The following is a 21,674-nucleotide window of genomic DNA, read 5'->3' as shown; positions in this document are numbered from 1 at the left end:
ATGACGTTCTTAAGCGCGTGTCCGAAGTTCAGACAGTGACTGCTAAACATGAGTCAATTGACGTTATCCCCGCGCAGGCGGGGACCCAAGTTCAACGCACGCTAGAAAACCTCAGCGCGTCCCGAAGCCCCCTCCCCCCGGCGTTTCGATCACGAAGACGTCATCCACCCCCATCTCGGTCTTGCCGATATGCCCCAGGGTCTCCACCCGCCCGTCGGCGCGCAGTACCGTGTTGCGCCCGCGCTCACCCGGCTCGCCGCCGGCCATGCCGAAGGGTGCATGGATCCGGTTGTTGGACAGGATCGCCGCCGTCATCGGTTCCAGGAAGCGGACCTTGCGCACGCCGCCGTTCCCGCCGTGCCAGCGCCCCGCCCCGCCCGACCCGTGGCGGATCGCATAGCTCTCCAGCCGCACCGGGAAGCGGAACTCGAGGATTTCCGGATCGGTCAGCCGCGAATTGGTCATGTTGGTCTGCACCACGTCGGTCCCGTCGAAGCCCTCGCCCGCACCCGAGCCGCCCGAGATGGTCTCGTAGTACTGGTAGCGCGCGTTCCCGAAGGTGAAGTTGTTCATGGTCCCCTGGGCCGCCGCCATGACGCCCAGCGCGCCGTAGAGCGCGTTCGTGATGCAGGTCGAGGTCTCGACGTTGCCCGATACCACCGAGGCCGGGTAATGCGGATTGAGCATCGAGCCCGCCGGAATGATCACCTTCAAGGGTTTCAGGCAGCCCGCATTCAGCGGAATCTCGTCGTCCACCAGGGTGCGGAAGACGTACAGCACCGCCGCCATGCACACCGCCGACGGCGCGTTGAAGTTGTTCGGCAACTGGCCGGAAGTGCCCGTGAAGTCGATCTCCGCGCTGCGCGCGGCCTGGTCGACCCGGATCGCTACTTCGATGCGGGCGCCGTTGTCCAGCTCATTGACGAAGTGGCCGTCCGTGAGCGCGGAAATCACGCGCCGCACCGCTTCCTCGGCATTGTCCTGCACGTGGCCCATGTAGGCCCGCACGACATCGAGGCCGAAGTGCGCGACCATCTTGCGCAGCTCCTCGACGCCCTTCTGGTTGGCCGCCACCTGGGCGCGCAGGTCGGCCATGTTCTGGTCTGGGTTGCGCGCCGGGTAGCGCGCGCCCTGCAGCAAGGCCCGCGCCTCGTCTTCGCGCAGCACGCCGTCCGCCCCGTCGACCAGCTTGAAGTTGTTGATCAGGACGCCCTCCTGCTCGATGTGGTGCGAGTCCGGCGGCATCGAGCCCGGCGTGGTGCCGCCGATGTCGGCGTGGTGGCCGCGCGAACCGACATAGAACAGGATCTCGCGTCCCGCCTCGTCGAACACCGGCGAGATCACGGTCACGTCGGGCAAGTGGGTGCCGCCGTTGTAGGGGTCGTTCAGCACGTAGACGTCGCCGGACTGCATGCTTCCCGCATTCTCGCGCATGACAGTCTTGATGCTCTCGCCCATCGAACCCAGGTGCACCGGCATGTGCGGCGCGTTGGCCACCAGGTTGCCGTCCTGGTCGAAGATCGCGCAGCTGAAGTCCAGGCGCTCCTTGATGTTGACCGAGTAGGCCGTGTTCTGCAGGCGCAGCCCCATCTGCTCGGCGATCGACATGAACAGGTTGTTGAAGATCTCCAGCATCACCGGGTCGGCCGTGGTGCCGATCGCGCGGCGCTCAGGCAGCGCCTCGACGCGTTCGAGCACCAGGTGGTTGTAGGCGGTGACCTGTGCCTGCCAGCCGGGTTCCACAACCGTGGTCGCATTGTCCTCGGCGATGATGGCCGGGCCCCGCACCGTGTGGCCCGGCGCCAAGGTGCGGCGCGCATAGAGACCGGTGTCGCGCCAGCCGCCGCCGCTGTACATGCGCACCGTTTCCCGCGGCGCGGGCGCGGGGCCGTGTTCCTGCGGCGCGAGCGGCTGTTCCGGCGGCGCGTCCGAGCGGCCGATGGCCTCCACCGACACCGCCTCGACCACCAGCGCGCGCGAAGGCATCAGGAAGGAATAGCGGCGCTTGTAGGCCTGCTCGAACTGCGCCTGCATCGCGGCCGCATCGCCGTGCAGGACCACCAGCGCCGAGTCGGTGCCCTCGTAGCGCAGGTGCACGCGCTCGACCAGTACGATGCGCCCGGGCGCGACGCCCTGGGCCAGCAACTGGCCGCGCGCCTGTTCGCCGAGCGCCGCCAGGCGCGAGGCCAATCCGGCCAGCATCCCTTCGCCGAAACGCTCCTCGACCGCCTGCTCGCGCATCGCGGTCTGGTCGGCCAGCCCCATGCCGTAGGCCGACAGCACGCCGGCCAGCGAATGGATGAAGACGGTCTTCATGCCGAGCGCGTCGGCCACCAGGCAGGCGTGCTGGCCGCCGGCCCCGCCGAAGCTGGTCAATGCGTATTCGGTCACGTCGTGCCCGCGCTGGACCGAAATCTGCTTGATCGCGTTGGCCATGTTGCCGACCGCGATCTGGATGAAGCCTTCGGCCACGCTTTCCGGGCTGGGACGCTCGCCGGTTGCCGCGAAGATGGCGTCGGCCATGGCGGCGAAGCCTTCCCTGACGGCCGCCGCATCGAGCGCTTCCTTGCCGGCCGGCCCGAACAGGTGCGGGAAGTAGGCCGGCTGGAGCTTGCCGACCATGACGTTGCAGTCCGTGACCGCCAGCGGTCCGCCGCGGCGGTAGCTGCTCGGGCCGGGATTGGCGCCGGCGCTGTCGGGACCGACGCGGTAACGGCTGCCGTCGAAGTGCAGGATCGATCCGCCCCCCGCCGCCACGGTATGGATGCTCATCATCGGCGCGCGCATGCGCACGCCGGCCACCTGGGTCTCGAACACGCGCTCGAATTCGCCCGAGAAGTGCGAGACGTCGGTGGAGGTGCCGCCCATGTCGAAGCCGATCACGCGCTCGAAGCCGGCCAGCTGGCTGGCGCGTACCATGCCGACGATGCCCCCGGCCGGGCCGGACAGGATGCTGTCCTTGCCCTGGAAGGCGCGCGCATCGGTCAAGCCGCCGTTCGACTGCATGAACTGCAGGTTCACGCCCGGCAGCTCGCCCGCCACCTGGTCGACATAACGGCGCAGGATGGGCGACAGGTAGGCGTCGACGACGGTCGTGTCGCCGCGCGCCACCAGCTTCATCATCGGGCTCACCTCGTGCGACACCGAGACCTGGGTGTAGCCGATCTCGCGCGCCATGCGGGCCACCGCCGCTTCGTGCGCGGTGTGGCGGTAGCCATGCATGAAGACGATGGCGATCGAGCGCAGGCCGCGCTCCCAGGCCTGCCGCAGCGCCGCGCGCGATGCCTCCTCGTCGAGCGCCTGGACGATCTCGCCGTGGGCGCCGATGCGTTCGTCGATCTCGATCACTTCCGCATACAGCAGCTCGGGCAGCACGATATGGCGGTCGAACAGGCGCGGCCGGTTCTGGTAGGCGATGCGCAGCGCATCGCGGAATCCGCGCGTGATGGCCAGCACCGTGCGCTCGCCCTTGCGTTCCAGCAGCGCATTGGTGGCGACCGTGGTTCCCATCTTGACCGCCTCGATGCACTCGACCGGCACCGGCGCCCCACCCTCCGCGCCCAGCAGGTGGCGGATGCCGGCCACGGCGGCGTCGCGGTAGTGCTCGGGATTCTCGGACAGCAGCTTGTGCGTGACCAGGCGGCCATCCGGCCGCCGCGCCACGATATCGGTAAAGGTGCCGCCACGATCGATCCAGAACTGCCAGTCCATGTATGTCTCCGCACGATGTCCAAGGAAGCGTTATTGTAGTCGCACGGCGCGCCGGTTTTGGCGAAAATGCATGACAATGCCTGTCGCCTCAACCACCAGAGATTTCCGCATGGATCAGCGTCTTTTCACCATCGCCCAGGTGCGCGCCATCGAAGAAGCAGCGTCTGCAAGGCTGGCGCCCGGCACCCTGATGCGGCGCGCCGGCGAAGCCGGCGCCGCCTATGCCCAAGAACTGCTGGGCGGGGAGCGCGGCAAGCCCGTGCTCATCCTCGCGGGTCCCGGCAACAACGGCGGCGACGCGCTCGAGATGGCGGCCAACCTGGCCGAGGCCGGCATCGACGCCACCGTGCTGCACCTGCCGGGCAGCGCGCAAGCATCCAGCGAAACGGCCGCCGCCTATGAGCGCGCCCGCTCCGGGACGGTGGGCTGGATCGACATGCTGCCGCCCGGCGCCGATTGGGGCCTGGTGGTGGACGGCCTGTTCGGCATCGGGCTGTCGCGGCCCCTGCAGGGCGACTACCGGGAGCTGGTGGCCGGCCTCGATGCCTTGGCCTGTCCCGTGCTGGCCCTCGACCTGCCGAGCGGGCTGGACGCCGACAGCGGCAATGTGATCGGTCCGGGCGGCATCGCGGTCCGCGCCACGCACACCCTGACCTTCCTCGGCGACAAGCCCGGCTTGCACACGGCCGATGGCCGCGACCATGCGGGCCTGGTGCGGGTCGACATGCTGGGCGTGGAACCCGGGGACGTGCCGAGTCCCATGGCGCGCCTGAGCGGTCCGGACCTGTTCCGGCGCCACCTGCGGGCGCGGCGCCACAATACCCACAAGGGCAGCTTCGGCGATGTCGCCATCGTGGGTGGCGCCCACGGCATGGCCGGCGCGGCGGTGCTGGCGGCCCGGGGCGCGCTCTACGCGGGCGCGGGCCGGGTCTACGTGGCGGCGCTCGACCAGGCGCCCGGCTACGACAGCTTTCATCCCGAGATCATGTTCCGCCTGGCCGACGAGCTCGAGTTCGACAAGCGTACCCTGGTCATCGGCCCCGGCATGGGCGGTTCCGCGCACGCGATGCGCCTGCTGGCCAAGGCGCTCGACAGCAGTAGCCCGCTGGTGATCGATGCCGATGCGCTGAACCTGATCGGCGCCAGCCCCGACCTGCAATCGCGCCTGGCCCAGCGAACGGCGCCCGCGGTGCTGACGCCCCACCCGCTGGAAGGCGCGCGCCTGCTGGGCATGACGACGAGTGTGGTGCAGGCCGACCGCCTGGAGGCGGCGCGCGAGATGGCGCTGCGCATGAACGCGACCGTGATCCTGAAGGGTTCGGGCTCGGTGATCGCGCGGCCGGACGGCGAAGTGCTGGTCAACCCGACGGGAAATGCCGGGCTGGCGACGGGCGGCAGCGGCGACGTGCTGGCGGGGATCTGCGGGGCGCTGCTGGCCCAGGGCTGGCCCGCCTGGGAAGCGGCGGCCGGCGCGGCATGGACCCACGGCGCCGCCGCCGACCTCCTGGTCAGCGAGGGCGTGGGCCCGATCGGAATGACGGCGGGTGAACTCCCGGCGGCGGCGCGCCGGGTGCTGAACAGCCTGGCCGCTTAGCTTGCGAGGCGGCCGGCGGCGATGGTCAAGGTGCGGCCGCAGCGGGCCGCCATGGCCGGGTCGTGGGTCACCAGGACCAGGGTCGACCCGCGCTCGCGGTTGAGCTCGAACATGAGCTGGATCACGGATTCGCCGGTGGCGGCGTCCAGGCTGCCGGTCGGCTCGTCCGCGAACAGCAGCGGCGGCTGGGTGACGAAGGCGCGCGCCAGCGCGACGCGCTGCTGCTCGCCGCCGGACAGGTACTTGGGATAGTGCTTCAGGCGGCTGCCCAGGCCCACGCGCCCCAGCATCTCGCTGGCCTTCTCGCGGGCCCCGGTGTCGCCGCGCAGTTCCAGCGGCAGCATGACGTTTTCCAGGGCGTTCAGGTGGCCCAGCAGCTGGAAGGACTGGAACACGAAGCCCAGCTTGGCCTTGCGGAAGGCCGCGCGGCCGTCCTCGTCGAGCGCGAAGATGTCGGTGCCGTCCAGCTCGACCGTGCCGGTGGAAGGCGTATCCAGGCCGGCCAGCAGGCCGAGCAGGGTCGACTTGCCCGAACCGGAAGCACCGACGAGCGCGAGCGTTTCGGCCGCTTGCACGGTAAAATCGATGTTTTGCAGAATGGTGAGTTCGCCGCTGGCGTCCGCCACCTTCTTCGACAGGCCGCTCACACGGATCGCCAAGGGCCTGGGTGCTTTACTGGTGACGCTACTTTTCACAGCTTCGGGGTTATCACGCATGCTTGCTTTTCTAAAGAAATGGTCGGCGACCTTGCCGGTTCTACTGCTGCTGACGCTGGGCGCGTCGGCGAGCGCCTATTCTGCACCAAAAACCGTGCTCGTGGTGGGTGACAGCCTGTCGGCGGAATACGGCATCGCGCGCGGCGCGGGCTGGGTCTCCCTGCTCGAGCAAAAACTCAAGGCCGAGAAGATCCAGGCCAAAGTGGTCAACGCCAGCATCAGCGGAGAAACCACCAGCGGCGGCCGCGCGCGCCTGCCTGCCCTGCTCGGCCAGCACCGTCCCGACATCGTCGTGATCGAACTGGGCGCCAACGACGGCCTGCGCGGCCTTCCGGTGGCCTCGGCCGACGCCAACCTGCGCGCCATGGTGGCCATGGCCAAGGAAAAGAAGGCCGAGGTCCTGCTGGTCGGTATGCGCATGCCGCCGAACTACGGCCGCGCCTACACCGAGAAATTCTTCGGCATGTTCAAGCAGGTCTCGACCGACACCCGCTCGCCGCTGGTGCCCTTCATGCTCGAAGGCGTGGCCGACAAGCCGGCGCTGTTCCAGCAAGACCGCCTGCACCCGCTGGCGGCGGCCCATCCGATCATCCTATCCAATATCTGGCCGACTTTCGCCCCGCTCATCAGGAAACAATGAAATACCCTGCAGTCCTCGGCTTTGCCGACATTCTCCCCGAACTGGACCGGTTCGACACCATCATCGACGCGCGCAGCGAGTCGGAGTATGCCCTTGACCACATCCCGGGCGCGATCAGCTGCCCGGTCCTGAACGACGAGGAGCGCGTGCGCGTGGGCACCCTGTACAAGCAGGTGGGCGCCTTCGAGGCCAAGAAGCTCGGCGCGCCGCTGGTGGCCGCCAACGTCGCCCGCCACATCGAGACCCTGTTCGCCGACAAGCCGCGCGAATGGAAGCCCCTCGTCTACTGCTGGCGCGGCGGCAACCGCAGCGGCTCGATGGCGCACATCCTGGCCAGGATCGGCTGGCCCGTGGTGCAGCTCGACGGCGGCTACAAGGCCTACCGCGCCCACGTCGCGGCGGCCTTGGGCGACCCGCCGCCGGTGGACTTCCGGGTGGTCTGCGGCACCACCGGCAGCGGCAAGAGCAGGCTGCTGGAAACCCTGGACCGGGTCGGCGCCCAGGTACTCGACCTGGAGCGCCTGGCCGCCCACCGCGGTTCGGTGCTGGGCCACCTGCCGCACGAGCCGCAGCCGACGCAGAAGATGTTCGAGAGCCAGATCTGGGACCGGCTGCGCCGCTTCGATCCCGCGCGGCCCGTGTTCGTGGAATCCGAGAGCAAGAAGGTCGGCAACCTGCGGGTGCCGGACGCGGTGATGGAGCGCATGCGCGCCGCTCCCTGCATTTCGGTGAGCCTGTCGCGGCCCAACCGCGTGCGGCTGCTGATGGAGGACTACACCCACTTCTGCGCCGATCCGGCGGCCCTCAACGGGCAGCTCGAGCACCTGGTGCAGCTGCACGGGCGCGAGAAGATCGACGCCTGGCACCGGATGGCCAACGGCGGGCAGATGGCGGAGCTGGTGGACCAGCTGCTGGTGGAGCACTACGATCCGGCTTACCTGCGCTCGATCGACAGGAATTTCGTACGCTACGCGCAGGCGCGGGTGGTGGAGTTGAATGACATAGCTGCGTCGGATTTCGACGCAGTGGCGAAGGCGCTGCACGGCGCCTGAATCGGCCGCGGGAGGATACCGTTACTAGGACCGTTACCCTATAAACCGTCATCCCCGCGAAGGCGGGGATGACGTGCTGGGGCAGCGGGCCACAACAAGCAACGCGATACGCACCCTAATAAAAAAGCCCGGCCTGCTCACGCAGCCGGGCTTTTCTTCACGCGTCCGGTTTACTCGGTCTTGTTCGCCGCATTCGCGGCCGCGTTGACCTTGACCTTCGCCTTGACCTTCAGCGCTTCGATGTAGTCATACATCTCCTGCTGGCCGATCAGGCCGCCGATCTGCTGGGCTTCCTGCTGGCGGCGCGCCTGGTCGGGCTGGGCCGGCTGCGAGACCTTGCCGATGCGGTAGACGGCATAGCCCTGGCCCGGCAGATCCACGCCCACATAGGCCGGCAGCTTGCTCACGTCGGCCTTCAGGGCGGCGATCGCGCCGGCCGGGTTGAATGGCGGCTCCTTGGCGCGGGTGACGATCTTCGCTTCGCCGAAACCGGTCGCATCGCCCGAGGCCTTGGCGGCGGCCAGCTTCTGCTCGCCGGCGGCGCGCGCCAGGCGGGCCGCTTCCTCGACCGTCACGCGCTGGCGGATCTGGGCGTCGACCTCGGCCAGCGGGCGCTTGCTCGCCGGGCGGAACTCGACCACGCGGCCGGCCACCAGCACGCTCGGCGCCACTTCCACGGCTTCGGTATTGCGCTTGTTCTTCACCGAGTCGGTGCCGAACAGCGCGGCCAGGAACTTCTCGTTGTTGACCGGCGCGTCGCCCAGGGCCGGATTCGGCTTGCGGGTCAGGTTGTCGACGGTCTGGATCTTCAGGCCCAGCTTGTCGGCCACCGGCTTCAGGCTGTCCGATTGCTCGTACACGGTGTTGCTGAAGGTCTCAGCCAGTTCCGAATACTTCTTCGACATCTTCTGCTTCTTGAGGTCGGCGGCAATCTCGGTCTTCGCTTCTTCCAGCGGCTTCTGCGCGGCCGGCTTGATGGCGGTGACCTTGATCACGTGCCAGCCGAACTCCGACTGCACCAGGTTGCCGATCTCGCCTTCCTTGAGCGCATAGATCGCGTCCTCGACCGGCTTGACGAACAGGCCCTTCTCGACCACGCCGAGGTCGCCGCCGGCCTGGGCCGAGCCCGGGTCTTGCGACTGCGCCTTGGCGACCGCGGCGAAGCTGGCCGGGTCCTTGCGCACCGCGGCCAACGCGGCTTCGGCCTTGGCCTTGGCGGCGGCCTGGTCGGCCGGCTTGGCGTCGCGCGCCACGGTGATCAGGATGTGGCTCGCGGTGCGCTGCTCGGGCGTCGTGTAGGCCTTGAGGTTTTTGTTGTAGTACTCGCTGATCTCGGCGTCGCTGACCTGCACCTGGCTGTCGACCACGGCCTGGTCGAACACGACGTACTCGGCCTTCACCTGCTCCGGCACCTGGAACAGCGCGGCGTTCTTGTCGTAGTAAGCCTTGACCATGTCGTCGGTGACTTTCACCTGCGGCAGGAAATTCGTGATCGGGAAGACCAGTTCCTGGACTTCGCGTTCCTGGTCGCTGATGTTCGAGAGGCGCTCCGACACGCTGCGCGGCGCGAAGGCGGTGGACTGGATCGCGCCGGACAGCTGTTGCACGGCGAGATCGCGGCGCAGGCGCTGGTCGAACATGGCCGGGGTCATGCCCTGGGCGGCCAGGGCCGCCTTGTACTGCTCCATGTCGAAGCTGCCGTCCGGCTTGCGGAAGGCCTGGATCTCCATGATCGTCTTCTGCAGGGTCGCGTCGCTGACGGTCATGTGGCTGCGGTTGATCTCGGCGTTGATGGCGCGTTCGGCCACCAGGTTGTTCAGGACGGCGCGCTTGGCTTCCGGGGTCTCGAACACTTTCTGGTCGAACTGTGCGCCCATCATCTGGCGCGCCTGGTCGATCTGGCGGCGCTGGGCATCGTCCCATTCCTGCTGGGTGACCTTCTGGCCGCCGACCGTGGCCACGCCTTCGTTGGCGTTGCCGCGGTCCTGGTAGCTTTCGACACCGACGAGCACGAACGATGGCACGATCAGCAGCAGCAGTGCGCCCTGCATGATGCGCTTGTTGTTACGGACAAAATCAAACATGGTCAGCCTATCAAGCTTGAAAATGCTTTAACAGCACAGTTAAAAAAAAAGGCGAACTCGCGTTCGCCTCTTCTGGTCTCCCGGGCTCCTTGCGAAGCACGGGCTGTATCGAATTCTGGCGGAGCGGACGGGGCTCGAACCCGCGACCCCCGGCGTGACAGGCCGGTATTCTAACCAACTGAACTACCGCTCCAGATTGTGTCGTGAGAGGTGGCGGAGCGGACAGGGCTCGCCGACGTTTCGCCGGCCGCGGTTTCCCTTGCAAGGGAAACCCTTCTCGCCCAAATCCGTTTTCCCCTCAGGGGAAAACTCCTTCAACTGAATGATGGCGGAGCGGACGGGGCTCGAACCCGCGACCCCCGGCGTGACAGGCCGGTATTCTAACCAACTGAACTACCGCTCCAGCATTCTCACTGCACTGAGCACCTTCCGGTGAAACGCGAGAGGCCCGCACTTCACGCCATCGGCCCAATAAAGAACCAGTGGCACCTTCCGGTACACTTCTTCGCGTGTCATCGCGAAGAAGGCATTAGTTTACAGCATCTTTTAACGCTTTACCAGCCTTAAATTTCGGAACCTTCGCCGCCTTGATCTTGATGGGTTCCTTGGTGCGCGGATCGCGGCCGGTGCGCGCTGCGCGCTCGCCGACGGTGAAGGTCCCGAAGCCGACCAGCGTGACGCTGTCGTTGTTCTTCAGGCTGGTGGTCACCGCTTCGATCATGGCATCGAGTGCACGCGTCGCCGAGGCCTTCGTAATGTCCGCGGACTTCGCAATTTCTTCGATCAGTTCTGTCTTGTTCACTCTAACCCTCGTTTATACGTTGGACGCACAGACGTCCACTTGCAAAAGTGCAAGCGCGTATTAAACAAGGGCAACATTGGGATGTCAAGCGCGATCCATTGGAAAGCCCTCACCCCGCCCTTCCGGCCCTCGCCGGAACGACGGGTCGCTTGACTGCATGGAGCAAGCAGCATCGCTGCCCGCACAAAAAAACAGGCGCCCTAGGGCGCCTGCTTCATTCAGTGGACCAAACCGCTCAGTGCTTTACCACCTCGCCCTGGGCGTCGGTACCGGCAGCAGGCTGCACGGCGACAGCCGACACCTCGACCAGCGGCTCGGGCTGGCGTTCGAGAGCGATTTCCAGGACCTTCTCGATCCAGCGCACCGGCACGATCTCGAGCTTGTTCTTGACGTTGTCCGGGATCTCGGCCAGGTCCTTCACGTTCTGCTCGGGGATCAGGACCGTCTTGATGCCGCCGCGATGCGCCGCCAGCAGTTTCTCCTTCAGGCCGCCGATCGGCAGGACTTCGCCGCGCAGCGTGATCTCGCCCGTCATCGCCACGTCGGCGCGCACAGGAATACCCGTGAAGGCGGACACCAGCGCCGTCGTCATGCCGATACCGGCCGACGGACCATCCTTCGGCGTCGCGCCTTCCGGCACGTGGATGTGGATGTCGGTCTTCTCGAAGGCTTCGGCCTTGATGCCGAAGCGCTGCGCACGGCTGCGCACGACGGTGCGGGCTGCCTCGATCGATTCCTTCATCACGTCGCCCAGGGTGCCGGTGCGGATGATCCCGCCCTTGCCCGGCACGTTCACGGCTTCGATGGTCAGCAGGTCGCCGCCCACCTCGGTCCACGCCAGACCCACCACCTGGCCGATCTGGTTTTCCTTCTCGGCCATGCCGAAGTCGTAGCGGCGCACGCCCAGGAACTTGTCCAGGTTCTTGCCGTTGACCAGCACGCGCTTGTCGCTCTTCTTCAGCAGCAGCATCTTGACCACCTTGCGGCAGATCTTCGAGATTTCACGCTCGAGCGAACGCACGCCGGCTTCGCGGGTGTAGTAGCGGATGATGTCGCGGATCGCCGATTCGTCGACCTTGATCTCTTCCTCGCGCAGGCCGTTGTTCTTGATCTGCTTCGGCAGCAGGTAGCGCTGCGCGATGCTGGTCTTCTCGTCCTCGGTGTAACCCGACAGGCGGATCACTTCCATCCGGTCGAGCAGCGCCGGCGGAATGTTGAACGAGTTCGAGGTCGCCACGAACATCACGTCGGACAGGTCGAAGTCGACTTCGATGTAGTGGTCCGAGAAGGTGTGGTTCTGGGCCGGATCCAGCACTTCCAGCAGGGCCGACGACGGATCGCCGCGGAAGTCCGCGCCCATCTTGTCGATCTCGTCCAGCAGGAACAGCGGATTGCGCACGCCGACCTTCGACAGCGACTGCAGCACCTTGCCCGGCATCGAGCCGATATAGGTACGGCGGTGGCCGCGGATCTCGGCCTCGTCGCGCACGCCGCCCAGAGCCATGCGCACGTACTTGCGGCCGGTGGCGCGGGCGATCGATTCGCCCAGCGAGGTCTTACCCACGCCCGGAGGACCGACGAAGCACAGGATCGGCGCCTTCAGCTTGTCGACGCGCTGCTGCACCGCGAGATACTCGAGGATGCGTTCCTTGATCTTTTCCAGGCCATAGTGGTCGGACTCGAGCACTTGCTGGGCCTTTTCCAGGTCGATGGTGACCTTGGTTTTCTTCTTCCAAGGCAGGCCGACCAGGGTGTCGATGTAATTGCGCACCACGGTGGCTTCGGCCGACATCGGCGACATCAGCTTGAGCTTGCGGATTTCGGCCTGGGCTTTTTCCAGGGCCTCTTTCGGCATCTTGGCGGCGATGACTTTCTTTTCGAGCTCTTCGATGTCGGCGCCTTCTTCGCCCTCACCCAGCTCTTTCTGGATGGCCTTGACCTGTTCGTTCAGGTAGTACTCGCGCTGCGATTTTTCCATCTGGCGCTTGACGCGGCCACGGATGCGCTTTTCGACCTGGAGGATGTCGAGTTCGCCTTCAAGCTGGCCGAGCAGGTGCTCCAGGCGCTTGGCGACGTTGAAGATCTCGAGGATGACCTGCTTCTGCTCGAGCTTGAGCGGCAGGTGGGCGGCCACGGTGTCGGCCAGGCGGCCGGCGTCGTCGATGCCGGCCAGCGAAGCCAGGATCTCGGGCGGGATCTTCTTGTTGAGTTTGACGTACTGGTCGAACTGCTGGACGATCGCACGGCGCATCGCCTCGACTTCGGAATCGTCGCCGATTTCCGAGGACAGCGGGGTCAGCTGGGCCGTGAAATGGGTGGCGCCATCGGTGATCTCGTCGATGCGCGCGCGCTGGGCGCCTTCGACCAGCACCTTCACGGTACCGTCGGGCAGCTTCAGCATTTGCAGAATATTGGCCACACAGCCGATCTCGTAGATGTCTGCGGCGGAAGGTTCGTCCTTGGCGGCGGCCTTTTGAGCGGCCAGCATGATGCTCTTGCCCTGCTCCATCGCGGCTTCGAGTGCCTTGATCGATTTCGGACGGCCGACGAACAGAGGTATCACCATATGCGGAAACACGACCACGTCGCGCAACGGCAGAAGCGGCAGCGTCGTTTGCTCGGTTAATTTGGAAGTTGTCATGGCATACCTTATAGAAAGCGTGTTGCTGAACTTGGGCACTCGCGGCAAAAACTCAAGATAGAAGCCACGAAAATATTTTCTACAAGTAAAAGAAAAACACTTGTTGCGAAAACTAGCCGTTCCAATAAAAGTCGTGGATTGAAATGAAAAAGCCACTACGCGGGGTACCGCGAGTGGCTTTTCGAATGAAGCCTGCGTCTTTTATTGAGATCGATTTTACCGAGTTGGGTCCGCACGGCAAGCGTTTTGTTGCAACCGTGCAGGCTTTTTTCAGTTTTCGCCCGAAGCTTTTGGCGTTTCGCTGTAAATCAATAAAGGTTTTGCGGCATTCGTGATCGTATTTTCATCGATCACCACTTTAACGACATTCTGCTGGCTTGGCAGTTCGTACATCACGTCCAGCAGCGCGTGTTCGAGGATCGAGCGCAGGCCGCGCGCGCCGGTCTTGCGCGCCAGCGCCTTGCGGGCGATCGCATGCAGGGCCGCAGGACGAATTTCGAGTTCGGCGCCTTCCATTTCGAGCAGCTTCGAATACTGCTTGATCAGCGCGTTCTTCGGTTCGATCAGGATCTGGATCAGGGCTTCCTCGGTGAGCTCGCTCAAGGTGGCGACCACCGGCAGGCGGCCGACCAGTTCCGGGATCAGGCCGAACTTGATCAGGTCTTCCGGTTCGGCCTCGAGCAGGATGTCGCTGTTGGAACGCTCGTTCTGGCTCTTCACCGAGGCCGAGAAGCCGATGCCGCTCTTTTCCGAACGGTTCTGGATGATCTTGGCCAGGCCGTCGAAGGCGCCGCCGCAGATGAACATGATGTTGGTCGTGTCGATCTGCACGAAGTCCTGGTTCGGATGCTTGCGGCCGCCCTGCGGCGGCACCGAGGCCATGGTGCCTTCGATCAGCTTCAGCAGCGCCTGCTGCACGCCCTCGCCCGATACGTCGCGGGTGATGGACGGGTTGTCCGACTTGCGCGAGATCTTGTCGATCTCGTCGATGTAGACGATGCCGCGCTGGGCCTTCTCGACTTCGTAGTTGCAGCTCTGCAGCAGCTTCTGGATGATGTTCTCGACGTCCTCGCCGACATAGCCGGCTTCGGTCAAGGTGGTCGCGTCGGCGATCACGAAGGGGACGTTGAGCATGCGCGCCAGGGTCTGGGCCAGCAGGGTCTTGCCGGAGCCGGTCGGGCCGACGAGCAGGATGTTGCTCTTGGCCAGCTCGACATCGTCCTTCTTGCCGAGGTGCTTGAGGCGCTTGTAATGGTTGTACACCGCCACCGACAGGATGCGCTTGGCCGTCTGCTGGCCGATCACGTACTGGTCGAGCAGTTCGGTGATTTCGTGCGGCGTCGGCAGGTCGGACTTGGCGCCCGCCACCGACTCGACGTTCGAGGTTTCGTCGCGGATGATGTCGTTGCACAGGTCGATGCATTCATCGCAGATGAATACCGACGGTCCCGCGATCAGCTTCTTGACTTCGTGCTGGCTCTTTCCGCAGAAGGAGCAGTACAGAAGTTTCTCGCCGCTGGAGGATTTTTTGTCTGACATGGGGCAGGGTTTCTATTGAATTGCTATGAATATAACGCTAATACGAGGACGCAACAAGTGCGCTGACGCACATACCAAGAAGCATATGCGGGGCCAATACTACGCCCATGAACTATGCTACCTGAAATAAAAACGAAACGCCCGAACGTGTTCGCGCCCGGGCGTTTTGGCAACAGCCTCCTCGACTAGCGAACCGGAGTCCGTCAGCCGCGGTTGGTCAGGACTCGGTCGATCATGCCGTACTCGACGGCCTCTTCGCCCGACATGAAGCGGTCGCGGTCGGTGTCCTTGTGGATCTGTTCCACGGTTTGGCCGGTGTTCTCGGCCATGATGCGCGCCAGACGCTCGCGCAGGTACAGGATTTCCTTGGCCTGGATCTCGATATCCGAGGCCATGCCCTGCGAACCGCCCGACGGCTGGTGAATCATGATGCGCGAGTTAGGCAGCGAGAAACGCTTGCCCTTGGCGCCGGCGGCCAGCAGGAAGGCGCCCATCGACGCGGCCAGGCCGGTGCACAGGGTGGACACGTCCGGCTTGATGAAGTTCATCGTGTCGAAGATCGCCAGGCCCGCGGACACGGAACCGCCCGGGGAGTTGATGTAGAGCGAAATATCCTTGTCCGGATTCTCGCTTTCCAGGAACAGCAGCTGGGCCACGATGAGGTTGGCCATCTGGTCGTTGACAGGGCCGACCAGGAAAATCACGCGCTCCTTGAGGAGGCGCGAATAGATGTCGTAGGCGCGCTCGCCGCGGCCACTCTGTTCGATCACCATCGGCACCATGCCGAGTGCCTGTGTATCCAATGCCGGATTTCGAATCATACCTGTCTCGTTCCTTATGAAAGGGCTAACGCCTAAGGGAAAAAAGCCGGCCACGGGGGCCGGCAATCTTCAATTACGCCTGGGGCATCGAGCCCATCAGTTCATCGAAAGCGATGGTCTTGGTGGAGACCTTCGCCTTGCCAAGCACATAGTTGACGACGTTTTCTTCCAATACAAGAGCTTCCACCTCGCCCAGGCGGCGGCGGTCGCTGTAGTAGTACTTCAGGACTTCCTTCGGATCTTCGTAGCTCTGCGAGAAGTCTTCGATCTGCGCCTTCACCTGCTCTTGCGTAGCTTGGAGGTTATTGTCGCTGACCAGTTGCGACAGGATCAGGCCCAGGCGCACGCGGCGCTCGGCCTTGTCCTTGAACATCTCGGCCGGGAACGGCAGGCTCTTGACGTCCATGCCGCGCTGGGCCATGTCCTGGCGGGTCATCTCGGCCAGGCGCTCCGAATCCTGGTCGATCATGACCTTCGGCACGTCCAGTTCGGTCGACTTGACCAGGGCGTCCATCACGGCTTCCTTGTTGCGGGCCTTGACGCGGGCCTTGACTTCACGCTCCAGGTTGACTTTGATGTCTTCGCGCATTTTTTCGATCGAGCCGTCTTCGATGCCGAGCGACTTGGCGAACTCGGCGTCGACTTCCGGCATGTGCGCCCACTCGAGCTTCTTCAGGGTGATGGTGAACTCGGCGGTCTTGCCGGCCACGTCCTTGCCATGGTAGTCCTCAGGGAAGGCCAGCGGGAAGGTCTTGCTTTCGCCGACTTTCAGGCCGACGGTGGCGGCTTCGAATTCCGGCAGCATGCGGCCTTCGCCCAGCACGAAAGCGTAGTTCTCGGCCTTGCCGCCGGCGAACTCGACGCCATCCAGGGTGCCGACGAAGTCGACGGTCACGCGGTCGCCGTTGGCGGCCACCGGCTCGCCGCCGGTGCCGTGCTCGCCCGCTTCACCCTTGGTGTGGTAGTGCACGCGCTGCTTGCGCAGGATGTCGATGGTCTTGTCGATCTCGGCGTCGGTCACTTCGGTGGCGACGGTTTCGACGTCCACGCTGGCCAGGTCGCCCAGGACGACTTCCGGGTAGACTTCGAAGGTCGCGTCGAAGGCCAGCATGCCTTCCGGTGCGTCTTGTTTCGGCTCGATTTTCGGGAAGCCGGCAACGCGCAGCTCGTTCTCGGTGGCTGCTTCGTTGAAAGCGCGGCCGACCTTGTCGTTCAGGACGTCGGACTCGATCTGGTAGCCGTACTGGGCGGCGACCATCTTCAGAGGCACTTTACCCGGACGGAAGCCAGGCGCCTTGGCCGTCTTGGCCTGCTTCTTCAGGCGCTTTTCGACTTCCGACCGAACGTCAGCTACCGGGAAGGAGATCGTCAAGCGACGCTCGAGTTTACCGAGGGTTTCGACTGCAGTTGCCATTGTAAAAATCGTCCAAAAAAAATAATTATTCGTGGTGCGAGGAGGGGGACTCGAACCCCCACACCATTGCTGGCGTCAGGACCTAAACCTGGTGCGTCTACCAATTTCGCCATCCTCGCGCAGGATTGCATATTGCCAACAAAAACAAAGGGCGCCCGACAGTGAAACCGGCCGCCCTGCACTCCAATGTTTAGGGGCTACAACTTCAAACAATTATTTTACTGGATTTTCTGTCACTATTGGGGTGAATTTTGGAACGCCCGCGAGCTGGATCAGGCGATTGGGATTGCTGCGGTGCGTCGAACGCGTGGACGGGAAAGCCGTCCACCCCACGAAAACCGCTAACTCGACCGTAGCGTGGACAGCTCCGCCGTCCACGCGTCCAAACGGTATCGGTATTACCGGATCGGCTTTTTCACCCTGAACCAGGCCGCATACAAAGCCGGCAGGAACAGCAAGGTCAGCGCCGTCGCCACCACCAGCCCGCCCATGATCGCCACCGCCATGGGCCCCCAGAACACGGAGCGCGACAGCGGAATCATTGCCAGCGCCGCCGCGGCGGCCGTCAGCAGGATCGGGCGCGCACGCCGCACCGCCGCTTCGACGATGGCGTCCCAGGCTTCCACCCCGTTGGCCCGGTCCTGCTCGATCTGGTCGACCAGGATCACGGAATTGCGAATGATCATGCCGAACAGCGCGATCACGCCCAGGTTGGCCACGAAGCCGAAAGGCCGGCCGAGCAGCAGCAGCGCCATGGCCGCGCCGGCGATGCCCAGCGGCCCTGTGAGGAAGACCAGCAGCGCGCGCGAGAAACTGTGCAGCTGCAGCATCAGCAGCGTAAACACGATGAACAGCACCAGCGGGATATTCGCCGCGATCGAGGCTTCCGCATCGGAACTGTCGGCCGCCGCGCCTTCGATGGTGACGCGGTAGCCGGCCGGCAGCTTGGCGCGGATCTCGCCCAGCTTGGCGTCGACCTGGGCCGTCACGGTCGGGCCCTGGATGCCCTCGGCCACGTCCGACTGGACCATGATGGCCCACTCGCGGCCCTGGCGCCAGACCACGCCCGGCTCCCACACGAACTGCACCCGCGCGACCTGGCCGATGGTCACCGCGCGCCCGCCGCCCGTGGGCACCAGCGCTTCCGACAGGCGGGTGATGGTCGAGCGTTCGGCCAGAGGCTGGCGCACCACGATGTCGATCAGGCGGTTGGTCTCGCGGAACTGCGCGATCGGGGTGCCGGTCAGGGTCGTGTTGACCACGCGGCGCACCGCCTGCGAAGTCACGCCCAGCGCGCGCAGCTTGTCCTGGTCGAGGTCCAGGCGCAGCACCTTGACCGACTCGTTCCAGTTGTCGTTGACGCCCACCGTGTTGGCATTGGCGCGCAGCACGTCCTTGACCTGGTCGGCCACGCCGCGCACCACGCCGATGTCCGGCCCCAGCACCTGGAACTGCACCGGGTAAGGCACCGGCGGGCCGTTCGGCAGCAGTTTCACCCTGCCCCGCACTTCGGGGAAATCGGTGTCGAAGACCTTGACGATCTTGAGGCGCAGCGCCTCGCGCGCCTTGGCGTCGACCGGCAGCACCACGAGTTGCGAGACGTTCGACTGCGGGAAGATCTGGTCCAGCGGCAGGTAGAAGCGCGGGCTGCCGGTGCCGACGTAGGCGGTCACGCTGCGTACGCCTTCCTGCTTGCCCAGCCAGGCCTCGAAGCGCTTGACCACCGCCTCGTTGGCCGTGAAGCTGGTGCCTTCGGGCGACCACATCTCCACCATCAGCTCGGGGCGGCTGGAATCCGGGAAGAACTGCTTCTCGATGAAATTGAAGCCGAAGACGCCCAGCGCGAACACGCCCAGGCTCAAGGCGATGGTGGTCTTGCGCCACTCGACGCAGCGGTTCACCAGGCGCCGGAAGCGCGCATACATGGGCGTGTCGAACACGTCGTGCTGGCTCTCGCCGGCGGCGTGCGGCTTGACCTTCAGGAGCATGAAGCCGATGTAGGGCGTGAACACCACCGCCACCACCCAGGAGATGAGCAGCGCGAGCGCGTTCACCGAGAACATCGAGAAGGTGTACTCGCCGGCGGCCGATTTGGCCAGGCCGATCGGCAGGAAGCCGGCGGCCGTGATCAGGGTGCCGGTCAGCATCGGCATCGCGGTCGAGGTATAGGCGAAGGTGGCCGCCTCGAAGCGCGACATGCCCTCCTCCATCTTACGCACCATCATTTCCACCGCGATGATCGCGTCGTCGACCAGCAGGCCGAGGGCGATGATCAGGGCGCCCAGCGAGATCTTGTGCAGCGAGATATCGAGGATGCGCATGAACAGGAAGGTAATCGCGAGCACCAGCGGAATCGTCAGCGCCACCACCAGGCCGGGCCAGATGTCCACGCGCAGCCTGGGCTTGGTATGCAGGCCCAGCGACAGGAAGGACACGATCAGGACGATCACCACCGCCTCGATCAGCACCTTGACGAATTCGCCCACCGACTCCTGCACCGCGCGCGGCTGGTCGGCCACCCGTTCGAGTTCGATGCCGACCGGGAGCTGGGAGCGGATGCGCTCCACCGTCTCGTCCAGGCCCTTGCCGAGCTGGATGATGTTGCCGCCCTTTTCCATCGACACGCCCAGGCCGATCACTTCCTTGCCGTTGTAGCGCATCTTGTCCTGGGGCGGATCCTGGTAGCCGCGCTTCACCGTGGCGAAGTCGCCCAGGCGGAAGGTGGTGCCGCCGGCGCGCAGCTGCAGGTTTTCCAGCTGCTCCAGCTTCCTGATCGCGCCGGTGACCCTCACCTGCAGGTTGTCGCTCGGCGTCACCAGCACGCCGCTGGCCTCCACCTGATTCTGGGTCTGGATCTGGTTGACGATCTGCTCGAAGGGCACGCCCAGCTGGGCGAACTTCTTGCTCGAGAACTCGATGTAGACCTTCTCGCTCTGCACCCCGAACTGCTCGACCTTCGACACCAGCGGCACCCGCAGCAGCTGCTGGCGCACGAAGTCGGCGTAGTCGCGCATCTCGGCATAGGTGAAGCCGTCGCTTGACAACGCGAAGATCGAGCCGTAGGTATCGCCGAATTCGTCGTTGAAGAAGGGCCCGATCACGCCCTGCGGCAGGACGCCCGCCATGTCGCCGATCTTCTTGCGCACCTGGTACCAAGTGGGCGCGGTTTCCTTGGGCGGGGTCGACTCGCGCAGCTCCAGGATGATGGTGGTCTCGCCCGGCTTGGAAAAGCTGCGGATCCGGTCCACGTAGGGCGTTTCCTGCAGCTTGCGCTCGAGCGGGTCGGTGACCTGCTCGGCCATCTGCACCGCGGTGGCGCCCGGCCACACGGCGCGCACGACCATGGCGCGGAAGGTGAAGGGCGGATCCTCGTCCTGGCCCAGCTGCTGGTAGCTCAGCACCCCGAACACCAGCAGGGCCGCGATCAGGTAGCGCGTGAGCGGGATGTGTTCCAGCGCCCAGCGCGACAGGTTGAAGCCCTTCATCGCGCGCCTCCGCCCGCGTTTTGCCCACTCGCCGCCGCTTCGGTATCGGCGCGGCGCGAGACGTCGGCCGACAGGATGCGCACCTTCTGGCCGTTTTTCAGGAGGTGCACGCCGGCGGTGACCACCTGCTGGCCGGCCTGCACGCCGCCGGCCAGGATCACGTCGTTATCGGCCTGGCCCGCCACCTGGACGGGCACCATGCGCACGGCGCCCTTCTCCACCACCCAGACGCTGGTCGCGCCCCTGTTCTGCACCAGGGCCGAGAGCGGCGCCCGCAGCGCGGTCGCGCCGTTGCCACTCGAGATCTGCACGGCGGCCGTCATGCCCAGGCGCACGTCCTGGCGCGCCGGGATCGCCACCTTTACCGTGTAGGTACGGGTGGCCGGATCGGCCACCGGCGAAATCTCGCGGATCTTGCCCGGAATCGCCTCGCCCTGGTTGGCCCACAGGCGCACGCTGACCTCGCCGCCCTTGCGCAGCAGCTCGAGCTTGTCCTCGGGGATGCCGATCACGACTTCCTTCTCGTCGGTGCGGGCCACGCGCGCCACCGGGGCGCCGGCGGTCACCACCTGTCCGACCTCGGCATCGATGCCCGTCACCACGCCGTCGGCGTCCGCCGCCAGGCTGGCATAGCCGGCCTGGTTGGCCTGGCCGCGGAAGGCGGCGCGCGCGGCGTCGGCATTGGCCTGGGCCGCGGTCAGGGCGCTGCGCTTGGCATCGAGCACCGCCTGGCTGACGAAATTCTGGGAACGCAGGTTCTGGTGGCGCTTGTAGTCGGCCTGGGCCAGGTCGCGCTCGGTCTCGGCGGCGCGCAGGGCGGCTCTGGCCTGGCTTTCGGCCAGGCGCAGGTCTTGCGGGTCGAGGCGCATCAGGACGTCGCCGCGCTTGACCGTGGCGCCGACATCGACCTTGCGCTCGACGATCTTGCCGCCCACCCGGAAGCCCAGGCGCGATTCGTAGCGCGGACGCACGTCGCCCGAGAATTCGAGCCGTTCGCCGACCGCGCCGGCCGCCAGGGTAAGGACCCGGACCGGGCGCACGTCCTCGGACTTCGGGGCGGGCTTGTCGCAGGCGGCAAGGAGGCTTGCCAGCAGGGGAAGCGCCAGCAAGGCGCGCAGCGGGGCGGAGGAAAGTCGGGCGAACACGGAAAGTCCTTTATCGGCCGTTGGCCGGCC

Annotated in this window: 13 protein-coding genes and 3 tRNA genes; 3 read left to right on the top strand and 13 right to left on the bottom strand. The window is 65.4% G+C overall.

Annotated features, from left to right (window positions below; all coding sequences use genetic code 11):
• Window positions 1-111 precede the first annotated feature (111 nt).
• The gene (locus V7778_RS03695) at window positions 112-3,711 is read right to left on the bottom strand and encodes a hydantoinase B/oxoprolinase family protein (protein ID WP_335551987.1); all 3,600 of its coding nucleotides are present in this window, start codon (window positions 3,709-3,711) and stop codon (window positions 112-114) included.
• A gap of 109 nt (window positions 3,712-3,820) precedes the next feature.
• On the opposite strand from V7778_RS03695, the gene V7778_RS03690 reads away from it, so the two are divergent.
• The gene (locus V7778_RS03690) at window positions 3,821-5,305 is read left to right on the top strand and encodes an NAD(P)H-hydrate dehydratase (RefSeq protein WP_335551986.1); all 1,485 of its coding nucleotides are present in this window, start codon (window positions 3,821-3,823) and stop codon (window positions 5,303-5,305) included.
• Here the strand turns inward: V7778_RS03690 and V7778_RS03685 are convergent.
• Window positions 5,302-6,021, bottom strand: a complete 720-nt coding sequence (locus V7778_RS03685; protein WP_335551985.1) for an ABC transporter ATP-binding protein — start codon at window positions 6,019-6,021, stop codon at window positions 5,302-5,304. The two genes, V7778_RS03690 and V7778_RS03685, sit on opposite strands and share 4 nt — an antisense overlap.
• On the opposite strand from V7778_RS03685, the gene V7778_RS03680 reads away from it, so the two are divergent.
• A complete protein-coding gene (locus V7778_RS03680; protein ID WP_335551984.1) occupies window positions 6,020-6,661 on the top strand; it encodes an arylesterase in 642 nt (213 codons plus the stop codon). The genes V7778_RS03685 and V7778_RS03680 overlap by 2 nt on opposite strands.
• Window positions 6,658-7,713 carry a tRNA 2-selenouridine(34) synthase MnmH gene (gene mnmH, locus V7778_RS03675; RefSeq protein WP_335551983.1) on the top strand — a complete coding sequence of 352 codons (1,056 nt, stop codon included), beginning with the start codon at window positions 6,658-6,660 and terminating at the stop codon, window positions 7,711-7,713. Before V7778_RS03680 ends, mnmH begins: the two co-directional genes overlap by 4 nt.
• Before the next feature lie 170 nt (window positions 7,714-7,883).
• On the opposite strand, the gene V7778_RS03670 is transcribed toward mnmH, so the two are convergent.
• From V7778_RS03670 to V7778_RS03620, 11 genes are all read right to left on the bottom strand, one after another.
• Window positions 7,884-9,797, bottom strand: a complete 1,914-nt coding sequence (locus tag V7778_RS03670; protein WP_335551982.1) for a SurA N-terminal domain-containing protein — start codon at window positions 9,795-9,797, stop codon at window positions 7,884-7,886.
• A 116-nt stretch (window positions 9,798-9,913) separates the two neighbouring features.
• Window positions 9,914-9,990: transfer RNA gene (locus V7778_RS03665), tRNA-Asp, on the bottom strand.
• A gap of 133 nt (window positions 9,991-10,123) precedes the next feature.
• Window positions 10,124-10,200: transfer RNA gene (locus tag V7778_RS03660), tRNA-Asp, on the bottom strand.
• 126 nt (window positions 10,201-10,326) lie between these two features.
• Window positions 10,327-10,599, bottom strand: a complete 273-nt coding sequence (locus V7778_RS03655; RefSeq protein WP_211518051.1) for an HU family DNA-binding protein — start codon at window positions 10,597-10,599, stop codon at window positions 10,327-10,329.
• A gap of 235 nt (window positions 10,600-10,834) precedes the next feature.
• Window positions 10,835-13,240, bottom strand: coding sequence for an endopeptidase La (lon, locus tag V7778_RS03650; protein ID WP_335551981.1), 2,406 nt, complete (start codon window positions 13,238-13,240; stop codon window positions 10,835-10,837).
• A gap of 270 nt (window positions 13,241-13,510) precedes the next feature.
• The gene (gene clpX / locus V7778_RS03645; RefSeq protein WP_211522742.1) at window positions 13,511-14,779 is read right to left on the bottom strand and encodes an ATP-dependent Clp protease ATP-binding subunit ClpX; all 1,269 of its coding nucleotides are present in this window, start codon (window positions 14,777-14,779) and stop codon (window positions 13,511-13,513) included.
• 203 nt (window positions 14,780-14,982) lie between these two features.
• The gene (gene clpP / locus V7778_RS03640; protein WP_335551980.1) at window positions 14,983-15,600 is read right to left on the bottom strand and encodes an ATP-dependent Clp endopeptidase proteolytic subunit ClpP; all 618 of its coding nucleotides are present in this window, start codon (window positions 15,598-15,600) and stop codon (window positions 14,983-14,985) included.
• Between the two features lie 73 nt (window positions 15,601-15,673).
• Window positions 15,674-17,014, bottom strand: a complete 1,341-nt coding sequence (gene tig, locus V7778_RS03635) for a trigger factor (protein ID WP_335551979.1) — start codon at window positions 17,012-17,014, stop codon at window positions 15,674-15,676.
• A 32-nt stretch (window positions 17,015-17,046) separates the two neighbouring features.
• Window positions 17,047-17,133: transfer RNA gene (locus V7778_RS03630), tRNA-Leu, on the bottom strand.
• Window positions 17,134-17,412: 279 nt separating this feature from the next.
• Window positions 17,413-20,499 carry an efflux RND transporter permease subunit gene (locus tag V7778_RS03625; protein ID WP_335551978.1) on the bottom strand — a complete coding sequence of 1,029 codons (3,087 nt, stop codon included), beginning with the start codon at window positions 20,497-20,499 and terminating at the stop codon, window positions 17,413-17,415.
• Window positions 20,496-21,644, bottom strand: coding sequence for an efflux RND transporter periplasmic adaptor subunit (locus V7778_RS03620; protein WP_335551977.1), 1,149 nt, complete (start codon window positions 21,642-21,644; stop codon window positions 20,496-20,498). The genes V7778_RS03625 and V7778_RS03620 overlap by 4 nt, the downstream gene beginning before the upstream one ends.
• Between the last annotated feature and the right edge of the window lie 30 nt (window positions 21,645-21,674).

This window comes from Massilia sp. DD77 (assembly GCF_036961685.1).
Lineage (GTDB): Bacteria > Pseudomonadota > Gammaproteobacteria > Burkholderiales > Burkholderiaceae_D > Telluria.
This window is presented reverse-complemented; position numbering and strand designations above follow the sequence as displayed.

Bases quoted from the DNA above. Each gene is read 5' to 3' on its own strand.
- V7778_RS03695 (WP_335551987.1), bottom strand. From the start codon at position 3,711: ATGGACTGGCAGTTCTGGATCGATCGTGGCGGCACCTTTACCGATATC.
- V7778_RS03690 (WP_335551986.1), top strand. From the start codon at position 3,821: ATGGATCAGCGTCTTTTCACCATCGCCCAGGTGCGCGCCATCGAAGAA.
- V7778_RS03680 (WP_335551984.1), top strand. From the start codon at position 6,020: ATGCTTGCTTTTCTAAAGAAATGGTCGGCGACCTTGCCGGTTCTACTG.
- V7778_RS03685 (WP_335551985.1), bottom strand. From the start codon at position 6,021: ATGCGTGATAACCCCGAAGCTGTGAAAAGTAGCGTCACCAGTAAAGCA.
- mnmH (WP_335551983.1), top strand. From the start codon at position 6,658: ATGAAATACCCTGCAGTCCTCGGCTTTGCCGACATTCTCCCCGAACTG.
- V7778_RS03670 (WP_335551982.1), bottom strand. From the start codon at position 9,797: ATGTTTGATTTTGTCCGTAACAACAAGCGCATCATGCAGGGCGCACTG.
- lon (WP_335551981.1), bottom strand. From the start codon at position 13,240: ATGACAACTTCCAAATTAACCGAGCAAACGACGCTGCCGCTTCTGCCG.
- clpX (WP_211522742.1), bottom strand. From the start codon at position 14,779: ATGTCAGACAAAAAATCCTCCAGCGGCGAGAAACTTCTGTACTGCTCC.
- clpP (WP_335551980.1), bottom strand. From the start codon at position 15,600: ATGATTCGAAATCCGGCATTGGATACACAGGCACTCGGCATGGTGCCG.
- tig (WP_335551979.1), bottom strand. From the start codon at position 17,014: ATGGCAACTGCAGTCGAAACCCTCGGTAAACTCGAGCGTCGCTTGACG.
- V7778_RS03625 (WP_335551978.1), bottom strand. From the start codon at position 20,499: ATGAAGGGCTTCAACCTGTCGCGCTGGGCGCTGGAACACATCCCGCTC.